Annotated in this window: 21 protein-coding genes and 1 tRNA gene; 14 read left to right on the top strand and 8 right to left on the bottom strand. The window is 37.7% G+C overall.

Annotation, left to right across the window (positions count from 1 at the left end; all coding sequences use genetic code 11):
- Positions 1–57 precede the first annotated feature (57 nt).
- From G6N06_RS01830 to G6N06_RS01805, 6 genes are all read left to right on the top strand, one after another.
- Positions 58–1,641 carry an aldehyde dehydrogenase (NADP(+)) gene (locus G6N06_RS01830; protein WP_163514334.1) on the top strand — a complete coding sequence of 528 codons (1,584 nt, stop codon included), beginning with the start codon at positions 58–60 and terminating at the stop codon, positions 1,639–1,641.
- Positions 1,638–3,365: a DUF885 domain-containing protein gene (locus tag G6N06_RS01825; protein ID WP_163514333.1), complete on the top strand. Its 1,728-nt coding sequence runs from the start codon at positions 1,638–1,640 to the stop codon at positions 3,363–3,365. Before G6N06_RS01830 ends, G6N06_RS01825 begins: the two co-directional genes overlap by 4 nt.
- Positions 3,366–3,435: 70 nt before the next feature.
- The gene (locus G6N06_RS01820; RefSeq protein ID WP_163514332.1) at positions 3,436–4,443 is read left to right on the top strand and encodes a 4-hydroxyproline epimerase; all 1,008 of its coding nucleotides are present in this window, start codon (positions 3,436–3,438) and stop codon (positions 4,441–4,443) included.
- 10 nt (positions 4,444–4,453) lie between these two features.
- Complete coding sequence (locus G6N06_RS01815) at positions 4,454–6,709, top strand: S9 family peptidase (RefSeq protein ID WP_205334706.1); 2,256 nt, start codon at positions 4,454–4,456, stop codon at positions 6,707–6,709.
- On the top strand, positions 6,710–7,957 hold the full coding sequence (locus tag G6N06_RS01810) for an NAD(P)/FAD-dependent oxidoreductase (RefSeq protein ID WP_163514331.1): 1,248 nt from the start codon (positions 6,710–6,712) through the stop codon (positions 7,955–7,957).
- Positions 7,958–8,132: 175 nt separating this feature from the next.
- A complete protein-coding gene (locus tag G6N06_RS01805; protein ID WP_163514330.1) occupies positions 8,133–8,414 on the top strand; it encodes an STAS domain-containing protein in 282 nt (93 codons plus the stop codon).
- Here the strand turns inward: G6N06_RS01805 and G6N06_RS01800 are convergent, their stop codons facing one another.
- The 5 genes from G6N06_RS01800 to G6N06_RS01780 form a co-directional block, all read right to left on the bottom strand.
- Positions 8,415–8,861 carry a YybH family protein gene (locus tag G6N06_RS01800; RefSeq protein WP_163514329.1) on the bottom strand — a complete coding sequence of 149 codons (447 nt, stop codon included), beginning with the start codon at positions 8,859–8,861 and terminating at the stop codon, positions 8,415–8,417. It lies immediately after the preceding gene.
- Positions 8,862–8,968: 107 nt separating this feature from the next.
- Positions 8,969–9,562: a 3-keto-disaccharide hydrolase gene (locus tag G6N06_RS01795; RefSeq protein ID WP_163514328.1), complete on the bottom strand. Its 594-nt coding sequence runs from the start codon at positions 9,560–9,562 to the stop codon at positions 8,969–8,971.
- A 101-nt stretch (positions 9,563–9,663) separates the two neighbouring features.
- Positions 9,664–10,470, bottom strand: a complete 807-nt coding sequence (locus tag G6N06_RS01790; RefSeq protein ID WP_163514327.1) for a 3-keto-disaccharide hydrolase — start codon at positions 10,468–10,470, stop codon at positions 9,664–9,666.
- A 16-nt stretch (positions 10,471–10,486) separates the two neighbouring features.
- Entirely contained in the window at positions 10,487–11,836 is a 1,350-nt protein-coding gene (locus G6N06_RS01785) for a Gfo/Idh/MocA family protein (protein ID WP_163514326.1), read from the bottom strand.
- Between the two features lie 360 nt (positions 11,837–12,196).
- Positions 12,197–12,952, bottom strand: a complete 756-nt coding sequence (locus G6N06_RS01780; RefSeq protein WP_163514325.1) for a lipopolysaccharide kinase InaA family protein — start codon at positions 12,950–12,952, stop codon at positions 12,197–12,199.
- Positions 12,953–14,338: 1,386 nt separating this feature from the next.
- On the opposite strand from G6N06_RS01780, the gene G6N06_RS01775 reads away from it, so the two are divergent.
- Genes G6N06_RS01775 through G6N06_RS01765 form a run of 3 tightly spaced genes read left to right on the top strand, consistent with a single transcriptional unit; the run spans position 14,339 to position 17,305 of the window.
- On the top strand, positions 14,339–15,058 hold the full coding sequence (locus G6N06_RS01775) for a glycosyltransferase (RefSeq protein WP_163514324.1): 720 nt from the start codon (positions 14,339–14,341) through the stop codon (positions 15,056–15,058).
- Positions 15,051–15,671, top strand: coding sequence for a lipid-A-disaccharide synthase N-terminal domain-containing protein (locus G6N06_RS01770; RefSeq protein ID WP_163514323.1), 621 nt, complete (start codon positions 15,051–15,053; stop codon positions 15,669–15,671). Before G6N06_RS01775 ends, G6N06_RS01770 begins: the two co-directional genes overlap by 8 nt.
- A complete protein-coding gene (locus tag G6N06_RS01765) occupies positions 15,668–17,305 on the top strand; it encodes an ArnT family glycosyltransferase (RefSeq protein WP_163514322.1) in 1,638 nt (545 codons plus the stop codon). Before G6N06_RS01770 ends, G6N06_RS01765 begins: the two co-directional genes overlap by 4 nt.
- A 472-nt stretch (positions 17,306–17,777) precedes the next feature.
- Here the strand turns inward: G6N06_RS01765 and G6N06_RS01760 are convergent, their stop codons facing one another.
- The 3 genes from G6N06_RS01760 to G6N06_RS01750 all read right to left on the bottom strand — a co-directional run bounded on the left by G6N06_RS01760 (position 17,778) and on the right by G6N06_RS01750 (position 21,653).
- Complete coding sequence (locus G6N06_RS01760; RefSeq protein ID WP_163514321.1) at positions 17,778–19,580, bottom strand: M56 family metallopeptidase; 1,803 nt, start codon at positions 19,578–19,580, stop codon at positions 17,778–17,780.
- Positions 19,581–19,664: 84 nt separating this feature from the next.
- Positions 19,665–20,033 (bottom strand): BlaI/MecI/CopY family transcriptional regulator, encoded by a 369-nt coding sequence (locus tag G6N06_RS01755; RefSeq protein WP_163514320.1) that lies wholly within the window; start codon positions 20,031–20,033, stop codon positions 19,665–19,667.
- Between the two features lie 228 nt (positions 20,034–20,261).
- A complete protein-coding gene (locus G6N06_RS01750) occupies positions 20,262–21,653 on the bottom strand; it encodes a dipeptidase (RefSeq protein ID WP_163514319.1) in 1,392 nt (463 codons plus the stop codon).
- Positions 21,654–21,797: 144 nt separating this feature from the next.
- On the opposite strand from G6N06_RS01750, the gene G6N06_RS01745 reads away from it, so the two are divergent.
- The 5 genes from G6N06_RS01745 (at position 21,798) to G6N06_RS01725 (ending at position 26,252) form a co-directional block, all read left to right on the top strand.
- Positions 21,798–21,879 (top strand) — tRNA-Leu (locus G6N06_RS01745).
- 852 nt (positions 21,880–22,731) lie between these two features.
- Complete coding sequence (locus tag G6N06_RS01740) at positions 22,732–24,531, top strand: cbb3-type cytochrome c oxidase subunit I (RefSeq protein ID WP_163514318.1); 1,800 nt, start codon at positions 22,732–22,734, stop codon at positions 24,529–24,531.
- A gap of 13 nt (positions 24,532–24,544) precedes the next feature.
- Positions 24,545–25,552 (top strand): cbb3-type cytochrome c oxidase subunit II, encoded by a 1,008-nt coding sequence (locus G6N06_RS01735; protein ID WP_163514317.1) that lies wholly within the window; start codon positions 24,545–24,547, stop codon positions 25,550–25,552.
- 3 nt (positions 25,553–25,555) lie between these two features.
- Positions 25,556–25,825 carry a hypothetical protein gene (locus G6N06_RS01730; RefSeq protein ID WP_163514316.1) on the top strand — a complete coding sequence of 90 codons (270 nt, stop codon included), beginning with the start codon at positions 25,556–25,558 and terminating at the stop codon, positions 25,823–25,825.
- 4 nt (positions 25,826–25,829) lie between these two features.
- On the top strand, positions 25,830–26,252 hold the full coding sequence (locus tag G6N06_RS01725; RefSeq protein WP_163514315.1) for a cytochrome C: 423 nt from the start codon (positions 25,830–25,832) through the stop codon (positions 26,250–26,252).
- Positions 26,253–26,538: the final 286 nt, after the last annotated feature.

Below are 26,538 nucleotides of genomic sequence, written 5' to 3'. Positions count from 1 at the left end.
AATAACAGAAAACCCATTAATATAGACTCGTGAATTGGTGGCAAAAAAGAAGAAAAGATGATTACAGGAAAAAATTATATTGGGAATAGACAATCAGCAGAAGGTGGCAAAGTGTACAGAACTTTTAATCCGCAACTGAATATTGAAAATGAAACGGGTTTTACGGAAGCTACTTCAAATGAAATTGATGCTGCCGTTACTTTAGCTTCAAAGGCATTTGAAACCTATAAGAATATATCAGGAATAAAGAAGGCTGAATTTCTCAATACCATTGCAGAAGAGATTTTAGCGTTAGGTGATATCCTGATTCAAACCTATTGCGTTGAATCTGGATTGCCAGAAGGACGAGCCATAGGTGAACGCGGAAGAACAATTGGGCAATTGAAATCGTTTGCCGATGCCTTGGTAGAAGGATCTTGGGTAGAGGCTACCATCGACACGGCCCAACCAGAACGCCAACCAATGCCAAAATCAGACATTCGAAAAATGCTGATTCCTATTGGCCCAGTCGTGGTTTTTGGAGCGAGCAATTTTCCATTGGCTTTTTCAACTGCGGGTGGTGATACAGCTTCGGCATTAGCATCTGGCTGTCCAGTAATCGTTAAATCGCACCCTATGCATTCTGGAACAGGTGAATTGGTGTCATCGGCCATTATAAAAGCAGCGCAAAAGGCGGGAATGCCTGACGGTGTTTTTTCAAATCTCAACGGGAGTGGTATTGAAGTTGGACAACAATTAGTAAAACATCCTAAAGTAAAAGCTGTTGGATTTACAGGAAGTTATAAGGGAGGCAAGGCCTTGTTCGACTTAGCGGCACAACGTGATGAACCAATTCCCGTGTTTGCGGAAATGGGAAGTATCAACCCTGTTGTTTTACTTCCGGAAGCCTTAAAAACCAAAGGGGATACTTTAGCAAAAACCTATGCAGGTTCTATAAGCTTGGGGACTGGTCAATTTTGTACCAAGCCGGGATTGTTATTGGGGATTAAAAGTGATGCCTTATCAGGCTTTATTCAGAATCTATCTGAAGAAATTCTCAAAATTGAACCTACTTGTATGTTGCATCCCAATATTTATGAAACCTATAATAGCAACAAAAAGAAGGCAATCTCACAACATGGAATTGAAGTGCTTGCAGATTATCCATCAGATACAAAGCCAAACCATGCCAAACAAACAGTAGCCACTGTTAAAGGAGATGTCTTTTTGAAAAACACGTCTCTACATCAAGAAGTTTTTGGCCCATATTCTATCGTGGTACAATGTGAAAACGAAAATCAGTTGGAAAAAGTCATTTTAAATTTGGAAGGTCAGCTCACGGGTACTATTATGGCCGATGAAAATGAAATAACAAGATATAGTAAAGTGATTGCCGCCTTGCAAAATAAAGTAGGACGTATCATCTTTAATGGTGTTCCAACGGGTGTTGAGGTATGTCCGTCCATGATGCATGGTGGTCCTTTCCCGGCGTCTACCGATAGCAGATTTACCGCCATTGGGGTTCACGCAATTAAACGGTGGGTGCGACCTTTCAGCTATCAAGATTGGCCAAATAAATTGTTGCCAGAGGCATTGAAAAATGAAAATCCTTTAGGAATAAATCGTTACATTGACGGTATTCAAACCAAAAATAAATTATGAGTTACTTACAGGCTACCATTGTTACATTGTTGCTTTTCCAATTTGGAATAAGTTCTTCAACAGCACAAAACACTATCGTTGTTTTGGATAGTGTGATTAAAAAATATGAGGAACATAAAGGCTATGACCGGAAAACCTATCCTTTGGGATTGTACACCAGAGATTATTTTAAGGCCGAAGCTGAATTTGCCCAACAAGTATTGGATGAACTCAATAAGGTTGAAACTTCCGGGCTGAGTGAAACCCAACAAATTTCGGCCAAACTGTTGGGGTTTGTATTGCAAGATAAAATCGATTATTACAAGTTTGAACAATTTCTGAATCCGCTACTCTCCGATACCGGATTTCACACCAACTTAACCTATCAGGTAAGGCCATTGGCCAACTATGCACAGGTAAAAAGTTATTTGGATCGATTGAATGCCATCCCACAATTCGTTAGCCAGAATCTCATCAATTTAAGGGAAGGTTTAGAAAAGGGGGTGTCACAACCTTTAGTGATTTTTAAAGGTTATGAATCGACATATAACGATCATATTGTCAGTAATTTTGAAGATAGTTTTTACTATTCGCCATTTAAAAACCTACCGAACGACTTGACCATAGCACAGAGGGATTCGGTGTTGGCAGCTGCTAAAATAACTATTGAAACGAATGTTACTCCAGAATTTAGACGGATCAAAAGCTTTTTTGAAACAGAATATTTTCCAAAGACAAGAACTACATTAGGCGTCTCTGAAACTCCCAATGGAAAGGCATTTTATCAAAATAGAATTAATTTTTACACGACGAGTACCCAATATACGGCGGACGACATCCATCAAATTGGATTGCGTGAAGTGGCACGTATCAAAGCAGAAATGAAGCAAATTATCGAAGATTTAAAGTTCGAAGGAAGCTTTGCCGATTTCTTCCATTTTTTAAGAACAGACAAACAGTTCTATGCTGAAACTCCAGAGCAATTGTTGATGATTGCACGTGATATGGCTAAACGGGCAGATGCACAATTACCGCGATATTTTAAAACTTTACCCCGTAAACCTTATGGTGTGGCGCCAGTGCCTGATGCCATTGCCCCGAAATACACGGCAGGTCGTTATATTGGGACTTCAAAAGAAAGTACAGAACCTGGATATTATTGGGTGAATACCTATGATTTACCAAGTAGAACTTTATACACTTTACCCGCTTTAACTGTACACGAAGCTGTTCCGGGCCATCACTTGCAAGGCAGTTTAAACAATGAATTGGGCGATAGTATTCCGAGGTTTCGCAAAAATTTATACCTCTCAGCTTATGGTGAGGGTTGGGGCTTGTATAGCGAGTTTTTAGCGGATGAAATGGGAATGTACACCACGCCTTATGAGCAGTTTGGTCAACTTACTTACGAAATGTGGCGTGCCTGTAGGTTGGTCGTTGATACCGGAATTCATGCCAAAGGATGGACGCGCCAGCAAGTTGTGGATTATATGTCTTCAAATACAGCGTTGTCCATGCATGAAATCAATACTGAAACGGATCGCTATATTTCTTGGCCTGGTCAGGCACTGTCTTATAAAATAGGGGAATTGAAAATAAGGGAGCTGCGTCAAAAAGCAGAAAATGAATTGGGAGCCAAATTTGATATCCGGGAGTTCCATGAGATTATTCTTGAGCAAGGCACCGTGACCTTGGCTATTATGGAAGATAGGGTCAATAATTATATCAAGAAACTTAAAGAATAGCCGGAATCAATTCCATCTACTTTTAGCAAAGGAATGGCTTAAAGGGAACGGAAAGAGTAATAATAATGATATGAAACACACATTTGTCTGTATCGATGCGCATACCTGCGGCAACCCTGTGAGAGTCGTCCGCGAAGGTAATCCAAATCTCATTGGAAATTCGATAAGCGAAAAACGCCAGCACTTTTTGAAGGAATACGATTGGATAAGGAAAGGCTTAATGTTTGAACCACGTGGCCATGATATGATGAGTGGCTCAATGTTGTTTCCGCCAGATAATCCTGAAAATGATTTTGCCATTCTTTTTATAGAAACCTCTGGTTGTTTGCCAATGTGTGGCCATGGGACGATAGGAACAATAACTATTGCAATAGAAGAAGGCTTAGTGCAACCCAAAGCTCCAGGAAGGATAAGAATGGAAGCACCTGCAGGCTTGGTGGAAATTGAATATCAGCAAACGGGAACAAAAGTTGATTGGGTCAAATTGACCAATGTAAAAAGTTATTTGGCAGCTCAAAACCTTACTGTTGAATGTCCAGAATTGGGAGAGTTATCATTCGATGTCGCTTATGGAGGAAATTATTATGCCATAGTGGATGAGCAACAGAATTTTTCAGGCATACAGAATTTTTCTGCTTCAAAAATCATTCAGTTTTCGCAAGTTGTAAGACAGCGTATCAATGAGAAATACCCCAACAAATTCATCCATCCAGAGAATGAGGCTATTAGAGACGTCACACATCTGCAATGGACTGGGGCCCCAATCGATCCTTTATCATCTGGTAGAAATGCTGTGTTTTATGGTGATAAGGCGATTGATCGAAGTCCTTGTGGCACGGGGACATCGGCTCGCTTGGCGCAACTGTATGCAAAAGGAAAACTGAAAGTTGGTGAAGATTATATTCACGAAAGCTTCATAGGTAGCAAATTTGTCGGCCGGGTTGAAAGGGAAACTACTCTCAATGATAATCTTGCAATTATCCCGAGCATAAAAGGTTGGGCAAAAATTTATGGACATAACACAATAACCATTGATTCTGAAGACGATCCGTATGCGTTTGGATTTCAGGTGATATAAAATTATTAAAATGAAAAATTATTATTACGCAGTACTGATGTTGTTTTTGACAATTCAACTTCAGGCCCAAAAACCCACATTAGAAGATTACCAAAGAGCCGTGAGTTTTTTGCCCGAGAATTTAAACAATAAAACGGTTTTTAATCTGTACACTCAAGTCTATTGGTTTAAGGACAACTCTGGAATTTGGTTTGTGGACCATGACAAAAATGGTAAGACCTATAAAACTTTATCTTTTAAAAACAACAGGGTACAACCTATGTTTGACCATGATAAATTGGCACAGGAATTATCCAAACTAGCAGAAAATAAGCTTGAATCAGGTCAATGGTCGCTTTCAAACATTGAGCGGACAAAAGATGGACATCTTAAATTTAATTTTGAATCGAAGACTTATATACTTGACCTTAAAACCTATCAATTACAGATTGAAAAAGAAGAGAAGAAGGAAGAAAAGAACGAATTTGAAACCAAATCTCCAGATGGAAAATGGATTGCTTATAGCAAAGACTATAATTTATATATAAAATCAACCACGACTGGCCAGGAATATCAATTGAGCCACGATGGTAAAAGAGATTATGAATACGCCACCTATTATGGTTGGTATGATATTATAGAAGGTGAAAATGCAGAACGTCCCAAACGCTTCAGAGTAAACTGGTCCAAGGATTCCAAATGGATTGGAGCTGATGTTGTCGACTTTAGAAATGCTGAAAAAATGTATTTGTTGGATCACAGCATCGACTCGCTCTACAAATCAAAATTACTTTCCTACTATCGGGGTTCACCAGGAGATACCACTATGGTTCATGTGAAACCTGTATTTTTTAATGTTGAAACCAAAAAAGAAGTAAAAACAAATTTGCCAACAGGCACACATATAAACTCAGTAGCTATTGAGTGGATGGAAAAGTCAGGCCAACTTTTGGCTGGATATTCAGAAAGAGGGTTTCAAAAGGAATTTCTAAAACTTGTAGATCTTAATAATGAAACCGAGGAAACACTGATTGAAGAAACAAGTGAAACTAATATTGACAATTTTTGGTTTAGAAAGTTGGATAAAAAACAAAAAGTCATTTTCTTGTCCGAACGCAGTGGGTGGCGACAACTCTATATGGTCGATATGATAACGAAAGAAACAAAACCTTTAAGTCAAGGAAATTATTATATCAATTCTGTGGTCCACACCAATGAAGACAAGGAAGAAATCTTCTTTTTGGCGTCGGGCAAGGACCCAAAGATGAATCCTTATCACCAACTGCTTTATAAGGTTGATTTTAAAGGGAACACGACCCTACTGACGCCTGAGAATGCCCATCACATCGTGTCCTTTTCAGAAGATGGAAACTATTTTGTCGATAATTATTCAACGGTCAACCATCCGACCAAAACGGTATTGAGATTGGCTAAATCAGGAAAAATAGTGGCAGAATTGACCTCCGCAGATGCTTCCGAAGCCTTGGCAAAAGGATGGCAATCGCCAGAAACCTTTCAATTGACCGCAAAAGATGGAAAAACGACTATTTATGGTGCTATCTGGAAACCGACCAATTTTGATCCTACCCAATCCTATCCAATAATTGATCATACTTATACTGGTCCACATACACAGATGTTTCCAAAATCGTTTGATAGAGCATTTATGAACCAGTCGTTGGCAGAACTTGGGTTTATCGTAATGATGGTTGATGGATTGGGGACTTCTGGACGCTCCAAGGAATTTCATAATTATTCCTATAAAAATATGGGCAATAATCTTGAAGATCACGTTTTGGCCATTACCTATTTGGGAGAAAAATATCCTTGGATTGATACTGATCGTGTTGGTATATTTGGTCATTCTGCAGGAGGATTCGATACAGGAAGGGCAATGCTCGCTTTTCCAGACGTTTACAAAGTGGGTGTAGCCAGTTCTGCAGACCATGATTTTAGAATGGAAAAAGCCTGGTGGCCTGAAATGTATCAAGGTTGGCCAGTAGATTCAACCTATCATGAGGTGTCCAATATAACGAATGCAAAAAATTTAAAGGGAAAATTGTTGTTGGTGCATGGTGGCATTGATGAGAACGTCAATCCTTCGGCAACGTTTAAATTGGCAGAGGCCTTAGTAAATGCCGATAAGGAATTTGATTTGTTGATATTTCCGAGTCAACGACATGGATATCAAGGGAAGGCCAACAAATACTTCACCAAGAAACGATGGAATTATTTTGTTGAGCATCTAAAAGGAGAAACACCAATTTGGGATTTTAAATGGGAATAAATGAATAAAAGTGTTATCGTTATCGGCGGAGGCATCATCGGTTTGTGTTCCGCCTATTACCTTCAAAAAGAAGGACATCAGGTCACGATTATCGACCAATCAAATATGGACGTTGGTGCTTCGTATGTTAATGCTGGATTTGTGTCTCCAAGCCACATCATCCCATTGTCGGCACCTGGGGTCATGAAGAAAGGCTTGAAGTGGATGTTCAATCCCGCAAGTCCGCTTTATATCAAGCCCCGATTGGATCCTGATTTTTTAAAATGGACCTATGCCTTCAACAAATCCTGTACTGCCGATCATGTGAAAAAGGCAATTCCCAGTATAAAAGATTTGACGCTTCTGAGCCAGGAGTTGTACAATGACATAAAAGCAAATGAGCATTTCACATTTCAGTATAAAAAAGAAGGCTTATTGATGTTATGCCAAACTCAAAAAGCCCTTGAGGAAGAAATGGAAAATGCAGAAATGGCTATAAATGAAGGTTTGGACGTACAGGAAGTGACTCTTGAAGATTTAAAACAATTGGAACCCAATGTCAATCTAAATGTCATTGGTGGTACTTATTATAGAAGCGATTCACATTCCACGCCAAGTGAGTTTATGACTGAAATGAAGACGTATTTAAAGTCAAAAGGTGTAGTGTTCCATCCCAATGAAAAGGTTGAGGACCTCGAATTAAAAGATCGAAAAATAACGGCCCTGATCACTAAAAACCAAAAGTTGAAGGCTGACGAATTTGTATTGGCCGCTGGATCATGGAGCGCCTTGTTGAGTAAGAAAGTCGGAATCCATTTATTATTGCAGGCTGGAAAAGGGTATAGAATCAATACGACAAAACCCACTGGAATAAAATTGCCCGCTATTTTAATGGAATCTAAGGTGGCAGTTACACCTATGAACGGTTTCACACGTTTTGCAGGCACTATGGAAATAGGCGGAATCAACGATAAGATCAATAAAACGAGGGTAAATGCCATTGCGAATGCGGTTACAAAATATTACCCTGAGATAGCTTTAACTGAAATTGAAAAGGACGATGTGGCTTCGGGACTACGCCCCGTGTCTCCAGATGGATTGGCGTATATTGGAAGGTCTTCAAAATGTTCCAACTTAACGATTGCAACCGGTCACGCCATGTTGGGTTGGAGCATGGGTACTGGAACTGGAAAACTGGTATCAGAACTCATTTCAGAAAAGTCGCCGAGTTTAAATTTGGATATGTTTAATCCAGACCGAAGGTTTTAAGTAAACATCGCTCCCATTTTAACGAAGTAAATGGAGTTTATCTTTCGCTAAACCCATGAAAATACCGTTTGTCGAAAACATTGTGTGGTTTTGATATTATTTATGATATTTGGTTCATCCCCAATGATTAATAGCGCAGAATTTATTTTTTTTAACCACATTAATTGACGCTATTATGGATTTAGAAATTATCAAACACCCTGCTTTTTTTCAAGTAAAAGGTACGCTTACCAAATTCAATCTTCATCTCTTCAAAAAGGAATTTTCAAATATTTTTGATAAACGTGATTCCCTGATCATAAATATCGAAGGTCTTACGAGTATTGATCGTTATGGTGTGAATGCTTTAGCTCAGTTGCACAATGAATCTCTTGCTAAACGTAAAAAACTTTCTATAATAGGAATGGGATGCGATGACCTATATGAGCATTTCAAGTCTGAAGAAACCGCAGCCTAATCAACAGGACATGTCTGCTATGATTTTCCAATGGCCATTAATGTATTTGAATACAATAGTGAAAATGCCATTGGCGTTGCCTACGTTTCTTTCCAAATGGTATTCCCCAAACACCAAATAAGCACCGTTTTCAATCTTTGAAATATCAGTGATGACAAACTTGAGTGTTCCAGTCTCATCAGGACTAGGGTACCCATTTTGGTAGTTTAATAATGCCTTGTCCCAGCCGTAAGTAAGCCCTTTGCTCCCGAAAAACCTAAGAGAATCGTTTTTCCAATAACCTTGCATAAAGCCTTCCAAATCATGATTGTTCCATGCAATCTCCTGACTGGCCAAGATTTTTTCTATAGCAGTTTTCGCCTCGTTTTCTGATGGAAACAGATTGTTTTTGTCTTTTGAATTGCAAGAAAATACAAGTAAAATTAGGAGTGCATAAATAAGTTTCATGTTAGAAGGTATTTAGACGGTTGAATTTAGTGTAAGATATTTCTCTTAAAATGGTCTGCTGAAGAAACCTATCAGGTTTGAATATCAGTCGGCTTTGGAATTAGATTTTAAAGCGTCTTCAATCGGATATTCCTCCAATATACTTTGATGCCGCCGCCGTCATGTATTTGTAACGCAATTTTGCCATTTGCCGCGCCTATTTTATCATCGGAGAAATCGACCATTTCCACATCATTTAGCCAGCTAGTTACCTGATTGCCTTTTACTCTTATCTTTAAGTGATTCCATTCGCCGTATTTTAGCGCCGCTTCTTTTTCTAGTGAAGGTTTTATCAGCCAACCACGGCCATAGGATTCATAAATCCCACCGGTGTGAAGATTCGGAGGTGCGACTTCTATCTGCCATCCCGCTATTTTGGTACCTTCAATCTCAGATCGTATAAACACGCCGCTGTTTCCATCGGCTTCTTGTTTGAATTCCAAAGTGATTTCAAAGTCTTTATAATTATCCTTAGTGGCGAGATAGCCATACATCTTGTCTGGACCACTTTCAGAGACCAACAAGCCATCTTCTACATACCATTTTTCGGTGCCGTAGGTTTGCCATCCGTCAAGATTTTTTCCATTGAAAAGATTTTTCCCTGACTGACACCCTGTAAATGTGATACTAAGTAAAATCGCGAACAAACTTATTTTTTTCATATTTTATCTTTAATAGGTCAATGTCTTCTGCATTTCAGATGGCTTGAACCTCGATTTATAAATAAAAATGTCAGCCTAAATATTTCTTAGGCTGACAAATCTTATAATTTTCTGATTTTTATATTTCGAAACCAAATCGGGCTGGCATGATCTTGCAAGCCAATATAGCCTGATTTGAATTTACCGTAATCTGGGCTCTCTTTCCATTTTCCGGAATTCTTTTTCTTATGCCATTCGTCATCCCAAGGCACGAATGAAAGTACCTTTTCACCATTTAACCAATGTTCTACTTTTTCGGGTGTGAAAACAATTTTACTGCTATTCCATTCTCCTACAGGGTTTAGTTTTTTCATGTCGAGATCCGGCCCGTGCATGGCGTAATCGGCAGCGGTTTTATTTAGCGGTTTTAATTCCGAAAGGTTTTCGGTGTGGCCAACACTTTTATTATAACCGGTTAAATCGTGGATTTGGGCATAGTTGTCATCGTCTATGAGTTGATATTCGGGAGCCGAATCGTAGGGAGCGGGGTAGCCTTCTTTAATATGATAAAAAATGCCGCTGTTGCCCCCTTTGGGAAGTTTCCATTCCAAGTAGAGTTCAAAGTTATCAAACTCTTCGGCGCCGTAGATAATGTCCCTTCCGCCTGTGTAGTCTTGTTCCAATCCAAGTTCAGTGTCATAAGTAAGCTCGCCGTTATTGATGACCCAGCCCGGAGGCATTTTGTCTTCGTTATAGCCTCTCCAGCCCTCCAAAGTGGTACCATCAAACAAATACTGCCATTCGCCTTCAGTCTTGTGAATATCGTCTTGGGTTAGCGCTCCTTCTTCAACTTGCTCTTTGGTCTCATTTGAATCTTTACAAGCGATTATTGAAAGTGCCAATAGCACAGTCATTACCGTTTTTGTCATAGTTATAATTTTAGAATTAAATCTGTTTCATTTTTACAGGATCCCAACCTATAAACGCATTTTTCTCATAGCTTTCGTTACAGAGTAATGCTGGGGCCGCCGCGCGAAAACCAAAAAGAGGATCTTCGGCTACAGTACCATTATTTCGGATGGCATCGAAGAAATTCGCGAAATGATCATAATGTGCCCCTTTATAACCGCTTTGGGCGTTATAAACTGTGGTTAGTGGCGGTTCCATTTTTTTTCGATCAGGCTGACTTGATGTTTCTTCCTTGGCTTTTTCGGCTAAAAATGGATCATCACTTTCGCCTCCTGCATTGCGTTTTAAAGTCACACGATCCCATTCAACGTCCATCGATCCTTTGCTGCCCACCAGTTTTAAATAGGTGGTGCCACTGGTGCCATCCACAAAATTACAACGTAAAGAGAGGTTGAATGCTGGATGTTGCTTGGTATCTGGATAATCAAACATCCCTAAAAGGACATCCGGTACTTCCCGGCCATCTTTCCAATAACGCAAGCCTCCCATGGCGGCAATTTTATTGGGGCCCAGCGAATCTGTGATGAAATGCAAACTGGAAAAAAGATGCACAAAAAGATCGCCCGCCATTCCTGTTCCATAATCGAGGTAATTTCGCCATCTAAAAAAACGTAGTGGGTCAAAAGGAAGGTCTTTGCTTATGGAAATATAATTCTTCCAATCTACCGTTTTCGTAGAGGCATCCTTTGGAATTGGATATTGCCAAGCTCCGACAGGAGAGTTTCGGGCCCAAAATCCTTCGGCATAATTGAGCTCACCAATAGCACCCGCTGCCAAAAGCTCCTTTGCTTTTTCGTTGCCTAAGGATGACATCCCTTGACTGCCTACGATATACACCTTGCCTGATTTCTTCCAGGCATTGATGATGTCGTGTCCTTCATCGACACTGTGCACCATGGGCTTTTCACAATAGACGTGCTTGCCGGCATTTAGGGCATCAATGCTTATTTTTTTATGCCAGAAATCGGGTGTTCCTATGATAACGGCATCTATGTCAGCACGTTTTAATATGTCTTTGTAGTTTTTAGTGACCATCAAGTCGCTTCCCCAATTATTTTTGGCGTCGGTTAGCCTTCCATCGTAAAGATCACAAACAGCAACCAGTTCTATGTTTTGATGTTGTAAGGCCGTATTGGTATCGGCAACACCCATGCCTCCGGCTCCTATTAATGCGATTTTTAAGGTTTTAAGATTGTTGGAAGGTAAAGTCTTTCTTTCAAGAAAATTAATTGTTTCCGGTGTTTTAGCAAAGACTGACGGTGTCAATACCGCTGCAGCACCTGCTAAGCCAAGGTTTCTTAAAAATAGTCGTCTGGGTTTTTCCATTGAAGAGGTATTTATAGTTTAATCATAAGTTGAGCGCTTTTAGGAAATGCGGTGAATGTTTTCACTTGCATTTAGCTCATGGTTTAGAATTTCAATAGCACTAATATAATTGAATTTTAGTTAGGGATGTAAACAATTGGTAAATCTACGAGTTTGATGTACTCATCTTTCCGCGCTCTGAAAATCTATTTTTTATTACGAAAGAGTTGTGATGGTCAAATCCTCTGTTATACTTCTTCGATCTCTTTACGTCTTAGTGCCGTGTAACCTAACCGACAAGTATCCTTGTTTTTTTTCGAAATGTGCTAGTTGTATATACAAATCAAAACAGATGATTATTTCTTTAGAAGAATGTCGCTCTTACTTTTTTCCGAGGTATTTTTGTTTTATCCTTTTTTTTCTTTTGGATCTTTCTCTAAATTGGTTGGTGTAATACCACATTAATTGATAGGTTTTTTCAAAATCCTCTTCGCTTAATTTGGCATATTCATCACTCATTATTCTCACCATTTCCTTTTTGGGAGTCAATCTTGCAAAACTTTTCATTCTCGCCTTAAAATCTAATTTAGTGAACGACATTCTGTTTAAATCGACTAAATAAAACTCATAGGTATTGTTGTTTTCGACAATCAGAGTGTTGCCTGGTGAATGATCTTTGAAGTAGATTCCTTTTTCATGCATATCCCAAGTAAATCTGGTGAATTTCCTAAGTATTTCTTCATGATTTTTATAATTGGGCTGTATAACCAAATCGCGATAAGTTAAGTCATGTTTCAAATGTTCACATATATAGTAACTATCTGTAATACCAAATAAGTTAAATCGCTCAAAATAGGCAATGGGTTGTGGTGTTCCAATATTTTTTTTGAGTAGAATATTAGCGAATTCATATGAACGTCTGGCCTTGGATTTCCTGAAATAACGATAGGCTATTTGGTTGATGAAGTTGGGCTTTTTAAAAGATTTTATATTTAAAGTAGTACCTTCTAAATTAAATAGTTTAATAACATTTCGGTGGCCTTTGATGAATAGGATTCCATCAGTTTTAAAATTGTTTACAAACGATAGTAAAACATTGTACTTTGAAGTACTGGACGGATGGACAGTACCTTTCATATGACTATATAGTTAATAAAACAAAAATACATTTTATAATCGATTCAAGGTTTGTAAAAAATTAGCTTTAAGGACTTTGATTATACTTATTTTAATGAGGTATTCTTCAAAATTCATGATATCATGAATCTATTATTTGAATAAATACCTTCATGCTATACCTTTAAATATATGTGCTTGACTTTCATGGCTTATTACAAATTGCGATTGATCAGAAGTATATGTTTTGCAATGATTCACTTGTCTTCTCAACGCCCTTAATATCTGTTGATACGGCATAATCACCGTTAATGATCACTTTGTTATTTACTGTATTTAATGAGCTTTGAGATCCTGCAATCTAAGAGCTACTAAAAAATCATTAAAGATTCAAACTATCATTTATGAGGCAAATTTAAACTTCTGAATCCACGCTTGTGAATGAAATATACTAATTCAATAGCTTTATCTACTAACATGTAATTTTGGTCTATTAAAGTTTCGTATGGAATTTTAAGGGTTTCATAGAACACATTGGACGATGTGTATATTATAGTTTATTAAGTTTTTTTATGCTTGTAATTTGCACCATTTCAAAATGATACGTGAAAGCACGACTCTTAAAGATCTGAACATGGGAAAAGTTAAACGCCAATACCGTTATTTCACTACCAAAGTTTTGGAAGGACATAAAGCAAATGGCACTGATAGAACTCTCTTGTTCACAATTAACCGAGATCAGACCAGTATACTTGCGGATCAAAGCACATCACATGTCGACATCAGCAAAAAATCAAGCGGGCAGGCAACAAAGGAGATCTTGAGGTGGGTGCACATAACAATTAGTTATGCAAGCGGAATTTGGTGGACATTAATTACTAAATATAACGAAAAAAATCTTCAATTATACCTGAACGAATTTGTGCAAAAACTCAATTGCGGATATTTTGGGGAGCAGATCTTCAATAGGCTCGTGATTGCCAATATTACAATGATATGAAGGAAATTTGTATTGCTAAAAAATATTTTTTTAAGACTTACATAATTATACTGAAGAGGTGTTAATAAAATCAGTTCTAAAAATTTATTTATAATGGCTTTGGCTTTTATTATAAACGTTATCTTAAACGTTAGAAAACGCAGAAATAAGTCAGAATTGAGTGGTTTGAGATTGTTGAAGTGAATTACGGAGTTTGCGTAAAGTATAGAGTGTATTGTAGAAAATGGATGACAATTGAATTGATGTAAAAATGGTAAAAAAAAATGAGAGAAATCTATTTGCTAAGCTATATCGGCCTAAGATTGTATCTATAAACATATCTCCCATGATTTATAAACAGCCATTTTAGAAATCCATGAAATCAACTTTGATGGCTTCTTTAGTGAAATTTAATGTACCCTTGTTTTATGAATTATCAGTTTACGATTATAGTTCCAGTCTTTAATGAAGAAGACAATTTAATTCGAGTTGAACAAGCTTTGGTGGATTATATTAAAATTGCAAGCAAAAAAGCCAAAATCCTATTTGTAAATGATGGGTCTATCGACAAAAGCTTGGAGCTTATTGAGAATATTTGTAAAAGACAACCGGATTTTACTTTTATTAGTTTTGACAAAAACAGAGGCTTAAGCACTGCTATAAAGGCAGGATTTGATTATGTTGACACAGAATTGGTTGGCTATATTGATTCTGATTTGCAAACTGCTCCTGAAGATTTTAATTTACTCTTGGAATATATTGGTGAATACGATTTGGTAACTGGTGTTAGAGCCAATAGAAAGGATGGCTTTGTGAAAAACATGTCCTCTACTATCGCCAATAGCATTCGTAGGGCATTTACACATGATGGCATGGACGATACGGGCTGTCCGTTAAAAGTTATTAAAACTGATTATGCTAAACGTATTCCTATGTTTAATGGCTTACACAGATTTTTGCCTGCCATGATTTTATTGCAGAAAGGAAAAATTATCCAAATTCGGGTACAACATTTTCCTAGAATAGCCGGAACAGCTAAATTTGGACTATGGAACCGTTTGTTAGGACCATTAGTTGATTGTTTTGCTTATTTATGGATGAAGAAAAAGTACATCAACTATTCAGTAACAAAAAAAGATAATGAGTAGCTGGTTAATATATAGTATTGGGTTTTTAGCCCAAATGTTATTTTCCTCCAGACTGCTGGTTCAATGGCTAACTTCCGAAAAACAAAAACAAGTTGCTTCCCCATCTCTATTCTGGTTTTTAAGTTTAATTGCCTCTTTCTTATTATTCATCTATGGTTATTTAAGAAATGACTTTGCGATTATGTTTGGGCAATCACTTACTTATTTTATTTACATTAGAAATTTGCAGTTACAGAATCAATGGCAGCGTTTACCAAAATTAATACGGCTCTTTTTGTTTTTTGTACCTATTTTAATTGTTGTATTTTATTACAATAACAATGTGATAGATGTGAAGTTGTTATTTAAAAACGAAGCTATTCCATTATGGCTGTTGGGTTTAGGAATCGTGTCGCAAATTGTGTTTACCCTTCGTTTTGTGTATCAATGGATATATTCAGAAAAACACAAAAAGTCTTCGTTACCCTTAGGTTTTTGGTTATTAAGCTTAATTGGATCTGTTTTGATATTAACCTATGCCATATTTAGAAGAGATCCGGTTCTTTTTTTGGGTCATATTTTCGGAATGGTTGTTTATGTTAGAAATCTTGTATTATTAAACAAATCAATATGATAAAAACAATTAATAAGCATCCTGTATTGAGTATTTGTTTGTTTACAGCCATCATGTTATTGCCAAATTTGGATGTGATACATGTTTCAATTATGGAAGCCAGAAACTTTATTACAGCCAGAGAAATGGTTCAGGATGGCAACTGGTTATTAACCACCATGAACGGAGAAGCACGCTATGAAAAACCACCATTACCGACTTGGTTAACCGCAGTTTCTGGAATGATTTTCGGATTAAAAAGTGTTTTTGGATTGCGTCTGCCTGCTATTTTATTGGTCATGTTGCTTGCGGTATCCATTTTTAAAATATCAATGTTGCTAGTTAAGGACACCGCTCAAAGCTTGCAAAATGCCTTTATTGCCACAACTTCTTTCTATATTATAGGAATCACCATTGAAGGTCCATGGGATATTTTTGCCCATGGCTTTATGTGCTTTGCTATTTTCCAGCTGTTTTTATTGTTTGAGAAAGATAAATCCTATTGGAAACACACTTTATGGGCCGGTTGTTTTATGGGCTTCTCTTTTTTGTCCAAAGGCCCTGTATCTATGTATGCTTTATTGTTGCCCTTTTTATTGGCATACGGGTTTACCTATAAATTTAAACATTTAAAAGTCAAATCTTATTCTTATTTAAGTGTTGTTTTACTGGCACTAATCGTTGGCGGCTGGTGGTATTTGTATGTCCGATTCCAAGACCCGATTACTTTTAATGCCATTACAGAAAAGGAAACTTCTAATTGGTCAAGTTATAACGTCAGACCATTTTACTATTACTGGAGTTTCTTTACCCAAAGTGGACTTTGGACCATTCCTGCATTTATCAGTTTGTTATATCCGTATTTAAAATCTAGGGTCAAGCACTTAAAGGCCTACCAATTTAGTTTGCTTTGGACTCTTCTGGCGGTGCTGCTATTGTCGATTGTACCTGAAAAGAAATCTCGGTATTTGATGCCCGTTTTAATACCATTAGCGATCAATATTGGATTTTATATCAATTATTTAATCAGAAGATTTAAAACTATGACTGATAAACGGGAAACGTTTCCGGTGTATTTTAATTTCGGTTTGATAGCTTGTATTGGCCTTGCTTTTCCGGTGATAGCTTATGTGTTTTTAAAAGATAATATTTCCGGTCATTGGTTTTTATATAGTTTAGCGTCCTTAGTATTATTGACAATTGGTGTATTGATTCTATTTTACTTAAAAAGAAAGAATATGACTTTGGTCTTTAGACTGACTGTTCTGTTTTTTGCAGGTGTAGTTTTAACTGTTTTACCACTTTCTGAAGGTTTAACAAGCGATTCTTACAATCCTATATCAAATCTTAAAACGGAAGTTGAAAACGAAGGATTGAACCTATATAGTGTCAATTATATTGCTCCAGAAATGTTATGGTATTATGGTGGAAAGATTCCTTCCATCTCCTCACTTGATGGCTTGGATAAGCTGCCAAAAGAGCCTGAATTTGGACTCCTCACCAATGAATTGTTAAAAGGTAACACCTTAAAAGAACTTCAACAGGTGTATAACATAGAGAAAATTACTACTTATAATTTAAATCGTGTTTCTGAAGACTCCAAACAGTATAGTGATCGGCTTTTAAATGTCTATTATGTTTTTGAGAGAAAATAAAACTGCTTTTAGGCGAAAATAGATTTGGTATAATAATATTCTTATCATAAACATTTATAAAAAACCTCTCAGATTCAATACTTGGAGATTTCGAGGTCAGATAAAGAAATTGTAATAGGTCTTAATTCTTAAAACGAATGTCCGAAATTTTTGATAGACTTGTTTTGGTTTTTAATTAGGCCAAAAATTGAATTGGTTTGTTTTATGATTTCATCATGTTTACTATATAAATGAAATTGAAACAAAATATAAACAATAAAGATAAATTTTTAGTTAATCAATGTCTTAGATGAATCACTCCTCAACCAGCTTTTGACTTCATAGAAGCTCAGTATTTATTGGCGTTTTGGAGCTTGTTTTATTAGGAAAATAGTCCTTCAAAAATTAATGCTATTAAAAAACCTCTCAGGTTTTTGAAACCTGAGAGGTTTGACAATGATATTAGGTTATTAATCTTGTTGAGCTAAAGTTGCTATTGGTTTTTCTTTATAATTTTTCCATTTTTCAAAATATACCCCTTTGGGTCTGGGGCTGGTGGCAACATTTTAGGAGCAGATTTCTTTTCCAATTCGGTCAACTTTGAATACGCTCTATGCATCTTCATGTATTGCGCTTGAAATATTCTTTGATCACCATCCGACATTTCTAAAAAAATACCAGGATATGCCTTAGGGTTATCTAATAGAGTTATGGTTTTATCGCGCTCTAAAAGATATGATTTTAAATTTTGCGATTGCTCAGTTTGAAAAGTCGTGCTTAATTTTACATCATATCTTTCAATTTCATTTTCAGAAATCGAGTTATACACTTTAGCCAGTTGCGCTTTTAATATCCGGAGTTCAGAGTCATCTTTTTCGTTAGAATTAATAAATGCATTTTCAGTTTTTAAATATTCATTTTTTAATCGGTTATACTTATTTACATTGCTTTTTAAATAATTGTCTTCAAAACCGGTTTTGGTGTATAAATGATTTTGATACGGTTGGGGGAATTTTTTGCTCCGCGCATTATTATATACAAAACTACTTGTGTAGTATTTAAAATCTGAAGCTTTGTAGTCCTTTAAAGTTTCGTTAGATACATGTTTGCCATCAATCCAGATTGCAAATTCGACTTTGTTTTTCCAAGAATCAAATAAGGTTTCGGATGGTGTTTTTGGTTTTACCGTGGCAAGATTTATAACTGGGTTTTCAGGATATTTTTTAACTGTTATACGTTGTGCTTCTGTCATAATATCATAAATTGCAGCAGCTCTATTTATTTTTGGCGTCCAAATTGTATGAGTAGATTCAATGTCATCAATAATAGATTTGTACTCTGTCATCATGGCTTCTGTAGCCCCTATTTCTGTGTCCTGAATTACTACAGTTGACATTGAAGCAACTTCTTTTTCTATTATTTCTGATTCGCTAAAGCTATAAATTAATAGTGCTAATATTGGTAAGAGCAAGATGCTCAAGATCCAAGTTTTCCGTTTTGTGGTGTGTGTTTTCATAACTTTAAACCGTTTTTTGATCACGCTTGCAGCGTGGCGGGTGGATGAATAATTGATGGCGTTTGCCAACGGTGACTCTGACGCATTTGATGAGAATGCCAATAAAATGTGTTGGTAGGTTGGTAATGAAATGCCTTTGTTTAAAACTGCCTGGTCTGCCAAGAATTCGTGGTTCGTTTTTATGGCGTGTTTCACAAAGTAAATAAGCGGATTGAACCAAAAAATAACTTGAAGCAATTCGATAAACAAGACGTCAATACTGTGTTTCTGCTTGGCGTGCGCCTCTTCATGCCAAAATACTTCTTTCGGGATTTCATGTTTTTCAAATTTCTGTCTATTCAAAAAAATGTAGTTGAAAAAAGTATGGGGAGTGACCAGATCATTTAAGAGGACATGGATGACATGTTTCGATTTTTGCTTCGGATTGCGTTTGATCTTAAAAACAATCTGATTAAGGTTTTTTACAAATAATGATCCGAAAACTAAGACACCCAATGCATAAATGCTCCATAAAATAAAGGGTAAGTAATTAGTTTCTTCCACTTGGGGCACGCTCTCGGTATAAAAAACAACGGGTGCAAAGGTTTCTTTCGCCATCGGTAAAGCGGGTACCTCTATATATTGCGTAAAGGTGATCAGTGGAATGGCAAACGCTATGATGAGTGCCACCAACAAGTAGAAACGCTTAAAAACATGCATGTTTTCCTTTTCTAAAAAGAAGGTATAAAAGGCCATGAAAATCGCCAAACATGCGCCAGATTTTAGGAGATAGATAAGCATGATGTGTTGTTTTTAAGTTTGTTAATTGTTATTCGGTCTCATTCCGCCTTAACGGAAATTCCATACTATTCAAAAATCGAATGATCATGGTTTCTTTTTGATTTCGCTGTCGATGAGTGCTTTTAAATCTTCCAATTCTGCTTTGGTGAGATTGGTCGATTTTGTGAAAAACGATGCAAACTGCGTGGCGCTGTCGTTAAAAAAACTTTTGATGAGGCCGTTAACGTGTTTACTGAAATAATCCTTCTTCTTTACCAATGGATAGTATTCCCTTGATTTTCCGTAAAGTGTGTACCCCACAAAATGTTTGTCATGCATCCGTTTCAATAAAGTGGCTACGGTAGATGGTGCTGGCTTAGGATCGGGATAGGCTTCAAGAAGGTCTTTCATAAAGGCTTTTTCCATTTTCCAAAGGTGGTTCATTAAGTCTTCTTCTGTTTTTGTGAGTTCCATTGTTCTACATGTTTAGAATGTGTTCTACAAATGTAGAACAAAAAACAACATGACCAAATAAAATGTTTCTTTTTTATATGTCAAGAACCTATAAATAAGAAGTTATTTTAGAAATTGGGAAGAAAAAAAGCCACGAATTCACGAAAGTTTAAAAACATATTCGTGTATTCGTGGCCTGTAAACTTAGCGCCTCAGCACTTTTGATCCTCCTGCGAGAGAAAACGAAGACTATTTCTTACTCAACTCCGTAAAGTACTTATAAAACAAAGGAATGGTCGAAATCCCTTTCAAATAATTCCAGATTCCGAAATGTTCGTTAGGCGAGTGGATGGCATCACTGTCCAATCCGAAGCCCATTAAAATCGTTTTACTTTTTAATTCCTGTTCAAAAAGAGAAACAATTGGGATGCTGCCACCACTGCGTTGTGGAATTGGCGTTTTTCCAAAAGTTTCTTCATAGGCTTTTGAAGCGGCCTGATATCCAATACTGTCAATAGGTGTCACATAACCTTGACCACCATGATGAGGTTTTACCAAGACTTTCACACCTTTTGGCGCCAGACTTTCAAAATGTTTCTTGAACAATTCTGTGATTTCCTCCCAGTCTTGATGCGGCACCAATCGCATTGAGATTTTAGCAAATGCTTTACTGGCGATAACTGTTTTGGCACCTTCTCCAATATAACCTCCCCAAATGCCGTTGACATCCAATGTTGGTCTTATGGAATTGCGCTCGTTGGTGGTATAACCTTTCTCACCATAGACCTCCTCGATATCTAATGCTTTTTTATAATCCTCCAATGAAAATGGCGCTTTTGCCATTTGTGCACGCTCTTCGTCTGAAAGATTTTCGACTTTATCGTAAAATCCAGGAATAGTGATATGGTTGTTTTCATCGTGTAGGGCAGCAATCATCTTGGTCAATACATTGATCGGATTGGCTACCGCGCCCCCATATAGACCAGAATGTAAGTCTCTGTTAGGTCCTGTGACTTCTACTTCTACATAACTCAAGCCTCTTAATCCCGTGGTAATCGATGGGGTTTCTTTTGAAATCATGCCGGTGTCAGAGATCAAGATGACATCATTCTTCAGTTTTTCCTGATTGACTTTTACGAATTTCGCGAGGTTGACACTTCCTACTTCCTCTTCGCCTTCAATCATAAATTTGACATTGCAGGGCAATTGATTGGTTGAAGTCATAAACTCCATCGCTTTGACGTGCATATACATTTGGCCTTTGTCATCGCAGGCACCTCTTGCATAAATAGCACCTTCTGGATGTAGTTCTGTTTTTTTAATCACCGGCTCAAAAGGAGGTGAGGTCCATAACTCGATCGGGTCGGCAGGTTGCACATCGTAATGTCCATAAACTAAGACCGTTGGTAAATTTTTATCGATTATTTTTTCGCCATAAACAATAGGATAGCCTTCAGTTTCACAAATTTCAACATGATCACAGCCCGCTTTTTCGAGACTTTTCTTGACTTCGTCGGCGGTTCTTAAAACGTCCTTTTTAAATGCAGAATCTGCACTAACGGATGGGATTTTGAGAAGTTCAATCAGTTCATTTATAAATCGATCTTTGTTTTTTTCTACGTAGCTGTCTATGTTTTGCATGTTATACTATTTAATTATTTCCAATGTTTTGGAAGTTGATTTCTAAGTGAATCAAAAGTACAAAAAATGAAGTGAATTTTTCTTTAATAAAGTTATTTGTATATTCAATGGAATGTTTATATTTGCAACCCGATAATAACCTATGCAGGTGTGGTGGAATTGGTAGACACGCTAGACTTAGGATCTAGTGCCGCGAGGTGTGGGAGTTCGAGTCTCCCCACCTGTACAGAAATCAAAGCTTCTCTTTTTAGAGGGGCTTTTTTGCTTTATGATGGAATTGGTAGACACGTCACGCTTTTGGGCGTGATGCCGCGAGGTGTGGGAGTTCGTCCTGATTGCTATCGGGATCCCACCTGTACAGAAATCGAAGCTTCTCTTTATAAGGGGGGCTTTTTTTTGTTTCTAATCCCTACAGCCAGGTCAGTTTTTATGCCTTTCAATTCTATCATAATGATTGATAACCGTTGAAAAATATTCTGTTTCTGAATCCTCATACTTAAAATTAGTCTGTTACGATATGAATGCCCGTTGGCAGATTTCTGTGAGAAAAAATTATTTTTATTTAATCTCGGATATATTTGTCTGATATAAATTCCACATGTATCTTTGCATAAAATTTGTAGATATATTTGTCGACTTACCTCTTGGTGACTTGAAATGTTAGTATTCGCATTTCAGGGTGGCATTTAAATCTGCAAAAATTGCAAATAGCCATGTCATCTTTTATGGTTATTCTGCATAAATGAACTTCATGTTTAAGATGGCGAGCAGTCTCTTAAATATATCTTCTCCAAAGGCAAGGAAAGCCTGATAGAAGGTAAAATACAATACTTATTAATGTTGATTTCTCTTCATGCGCATGCGTGTGGCCGCGGCTTCGTGTGTTTTCAGGAAGATTTGGTCCATCAATAGCCTTGGCGGTTAGGTGTTGGTTTCGTGTACCGAAGGTTGGGCCCACGTGCATTAAAGATGATCGTGCCGTTTGATTGGCAATTCTTGTTTTGGGATGTTAATATTTTTAAGTGGACATTTTTAAAGGCTCAACTATTTAATGATAAAAAGCACTAAATAAAACTTTATGAAAAATTGTAAGATAATAATCTTGTTGTTTTTAATGGCCCTCCCAAATTTGTTGAGTGCCCAGGAGAAAATCACAACAGACAATTGGCTTTCCAGTCCCGGAATTATTGGGACCTTCATCTTAATAGCCATTGTGATGATTGTTGCGATCATCATATTATTCGTGAAATTAAATGGGTATATCGATACGATGAAACGTCGGCAACTCGATAAAAACCGAATGGCTTTTGATGATGAACTGGTGGCGATGGATGGGGCAGATATCGATGCCATTTTAGAGAAACGGAAAGCAGCCTTAAAGTATAAACTCAAAGGGGACGAACTGTCTGGTGGCCATGCAGCCATTGATGAAAAGGGTTTGATTCAGCGAGTTGAAAAGGATCCAAACAATGCTTTTTTTGATGAAAAGAAAAAGACATCACTTAGTCTTGAAACCCCTCAGGAATTAAAGAAAATAGTCATTTATTATATCGGTGCAGCTGCTTTTTGGTTGGTGCTGGGTACCTTGATTGGGCAGTATTTGGGAATGAAATTTCTTTGGCCCGAAATGGACTATCAGTCTTGGCTCAGTTTTGGGCGATTACGGCCAGTGCACACCAATATGGTGTTTTGGGGATGGTCATCCTTAGCGATGATTGGGCTTGGCTATTTTGTGATTGCCCGTACCTCAAACAATAACATATACAATTATAATTGGGCGTGGTATGCCTGGCGGTTGATCAATGCAACAGTACTATTGGGCAGCTTATGTTTGATGGCTGGCATCAATAATGGAGGTGGTGAATATAGAGAATATATCTGGCCGGTGATGTTGCTGTTTGCCATTGGCCTGGTGATTACGTTTTATAATTTTTATAAAACGGTTGCTACCCGTAAGATTTCCGAAATATATATTTCCAATTGGTTTATACTGGCCTCCCTTATCTGGACCATTGTATTGACCATCATTGGGTATTTGCCGTTTTACCAAGATGGGTTGGGCGAAACTGTCATCCAAGGCTATTATATGCACCAGGGTGTTGGCATGTGGTTTATGACCTTTACTTTGGGCTTGGTCTATTATTACTTACCATCGGCGTTGAACAAACCCATTTACTCCTATTCATTGGGCGTTTTGGCATTTTGGACTCAAATGCTTTTCTATACCATGATCGGGACCCATCACTTTGTGTTCAGTCCTTTGCCTTGGTGGTTGCAAACCATTGCCATCGTGTTTAGTGCCGGAATGGTAATACCCGTTGTGGCTGGGACCACTAACTTTTTAATGACCATGAAAGGAAGTTGGAGCCATATCTCCAAAAGTTATGTGTTGCCCTTCTTTTTGGTAGGTACCATATTTTATTTCGTGGGTTCTATGCAGGGAAGTGTCCAGGCGTTTCGTTTTACAAATTTTGTTTGGCACTTTACTGATTTTAACGTGGCCCACTCTCACATGACCATGTATGGCATTATTGCCTTCTTCATGTGGGCTTCCATTTATGCCATTTTACCAAAACTGACGGGAAGGGAGCCTTCACAGGTGTTTGTTGGAGCCCATTTTTGGCTCGCATTTATCGGTCTTTTTGCCTATATGATGTCGCTCATGGCAGGAGGCACCTACAAAGGATTAAGTTGGATAGATGGCGAACCATTTATCGAGTCGGTCATCTTGATGAAACCATATTGGGTTTGGCGTGCCGTTGGAGGTTCGCTCATGTTCGTGTCTCACTTAGTATTTGCCTATAACTTTTATTATATGGTAAAAGGTTATGCTAAGAAGCCGTCGGCAACACAAAAAGTAGAAGAAATAACTGTTTAATAATACGTATCACATGCTTAATTTTCATAAAGAACATAAAAACTTAGTGCTTACGGCAGGAGGTGTGTTTATTGCCTTGAGTATTCTTATCGCTATCCTACCCGCGTTTCAGATGCAGGAAACCCAACCTATTCCGGATGAACAACCTTTGACAGCCCACGAACGAGAAGGGCTTAATATCTATGTTGCCGAAAACTGTATGGCCTGCCACACTCAGCAAGTGCGTAATATTGAAATGGATAATGTATGGGGCAATAGGCCGTCAATCCCATCTGATTATTTTTATAGTAAAAAACGCATGGATTTTTGGAGGCAATCGCCTTCAATTTTAGGAAGTGAGCGTACGGGACCCGATCTGACCAATATTGGGAAACGTCAGCCCAGCGAAGATTGGCATTTGCTACATCTGTACAATCCAAGAGCCGTGGTCCCGGCATCTGTAATGCCCTCCTATCCGTGGTTGTTTAGGGAAGTTGATAGTGCATTTATGTCAAAAGATGCTAAGGTGGTCGCCGTTCCGAAGGAGTTTTTTAATAAGCCAGGTAAGAAAATAATAGCATCTTATGATGCCTTGCGCTTGGTTGATTATTTAAAATATCTGAAACAAACCGAAATGCCAAGTGGGGATATAGATGACTTTATTCCTGCATTGAAAAAAATTCAAGCGGAAAGGGCAGAAGGCGGAAACCAATCCTTGGACGGTGCCAAACTCTATTCTCAAGTCTGCGCGGCCTGCCATCAAGATACAGGACAGGGCATCGCTGGAGCTTTCCCGTCGTTGGTTGGAAGTGCGATTGTGAATGATGAAAACACCGAAACACTCATTAAAATTGTTATGCAAGGGTATAATGCCCGTACGGACTATGGAGTCATGCCGCCCTTTGGCGACCAACTTTCGGATGCTGAAATTGCTGCCATTCTTACTCATGAACGAAGTAGTTGGGGTAACGATTCGGCACCGGTCACCGAAGATGATGTGGCAAAAGTCCGACAATATGTAGAAATGGAACTAAATAAATAGACGATGAAAACGAAATTTTTATTATTTACTTGGCTATTTTTCTTGGGACAATCTATTACTTATGCTTGCGATCTTTGCAAGGAAAATCAACCCAAGGGATTTGAAAATATTACCCATGGCACTGGACCATCGGGAGACTGGGATTATTATATTATTTGGGGTGCTGTAATTATTGTGGCGTTTACGCTCTTCTACAGCATTAAATTTTTGATCAACCCCAAAGAGGATGATCCTGATCATATAAAGAATATTGTTAGAAACGAAGGATTTTAAGACTATGGAAGATAACAGGAACATCACCGTTTTTTTGGACGACGATCCAAAACCGTTCGCATCATTTGCGCCACCGGTTAAAATCGTAGTGGATACGACCAAAATACCCGATGGAAAACATAGGTTAAAAATTGTCGCAAAATCTTCAAATAATGTGGAAGGGATCCGTGAAATCCCTTTTGTAGTGCGTAACGGACCTGAGATTTCAGTTGTGGGCCTAAAGGAAAATGAGATTGTGGACGCACAGGTGCCTATTACCATAAATGCTTACGGAAGTGAGACCTCCGAGTTTTTTATCATTCGTGGTTCCGAAACGCCTAAAGCAATTCCGGCATGGGTATGGGCACTTTTGATCATCGTTTTTGCTTTTGGTTTGTACTATCTGATTATGTACTGGGATTCCGAACTTTATAAATCGTTCTTTTAGGTATGGAACGTCATTTTAAACCTTGATGACATAAGAATTATTGAAGATCCCCATGAAAACAAAGCAGCAGAAGCTAAATGATGCACTCTTAAAATGGCCGCAATAGTTTATTTAGAATTGAGATATGGCTTCAGACAAGGTCGAAACTTTTGATTTAATGCCATAAAGCCTTAACTTGTTTCTAAGTTATTTTGATGTCGAAAATCTATATTAGCTTTAAGAAAACTTTAATTCGGATAATTTTGTCCTAATTAAAATTTGGTGTAACTTTACGTTGTGATTTTGG

It is taken from the genome of Gelidibacter japonicus, from assembly GCF_010725055.1.
In the GTDB taxonomy this organism is placed as follows: Bacteria; Bacteroidota; Bacteroidia; order Flavobacteriales; family Flavobacteriaceae; genus Gelidibacter; species Gelidibacter japonicus.
This window is presented reverse-complemented; position numbering and strand designations above follow the sequence as displayed.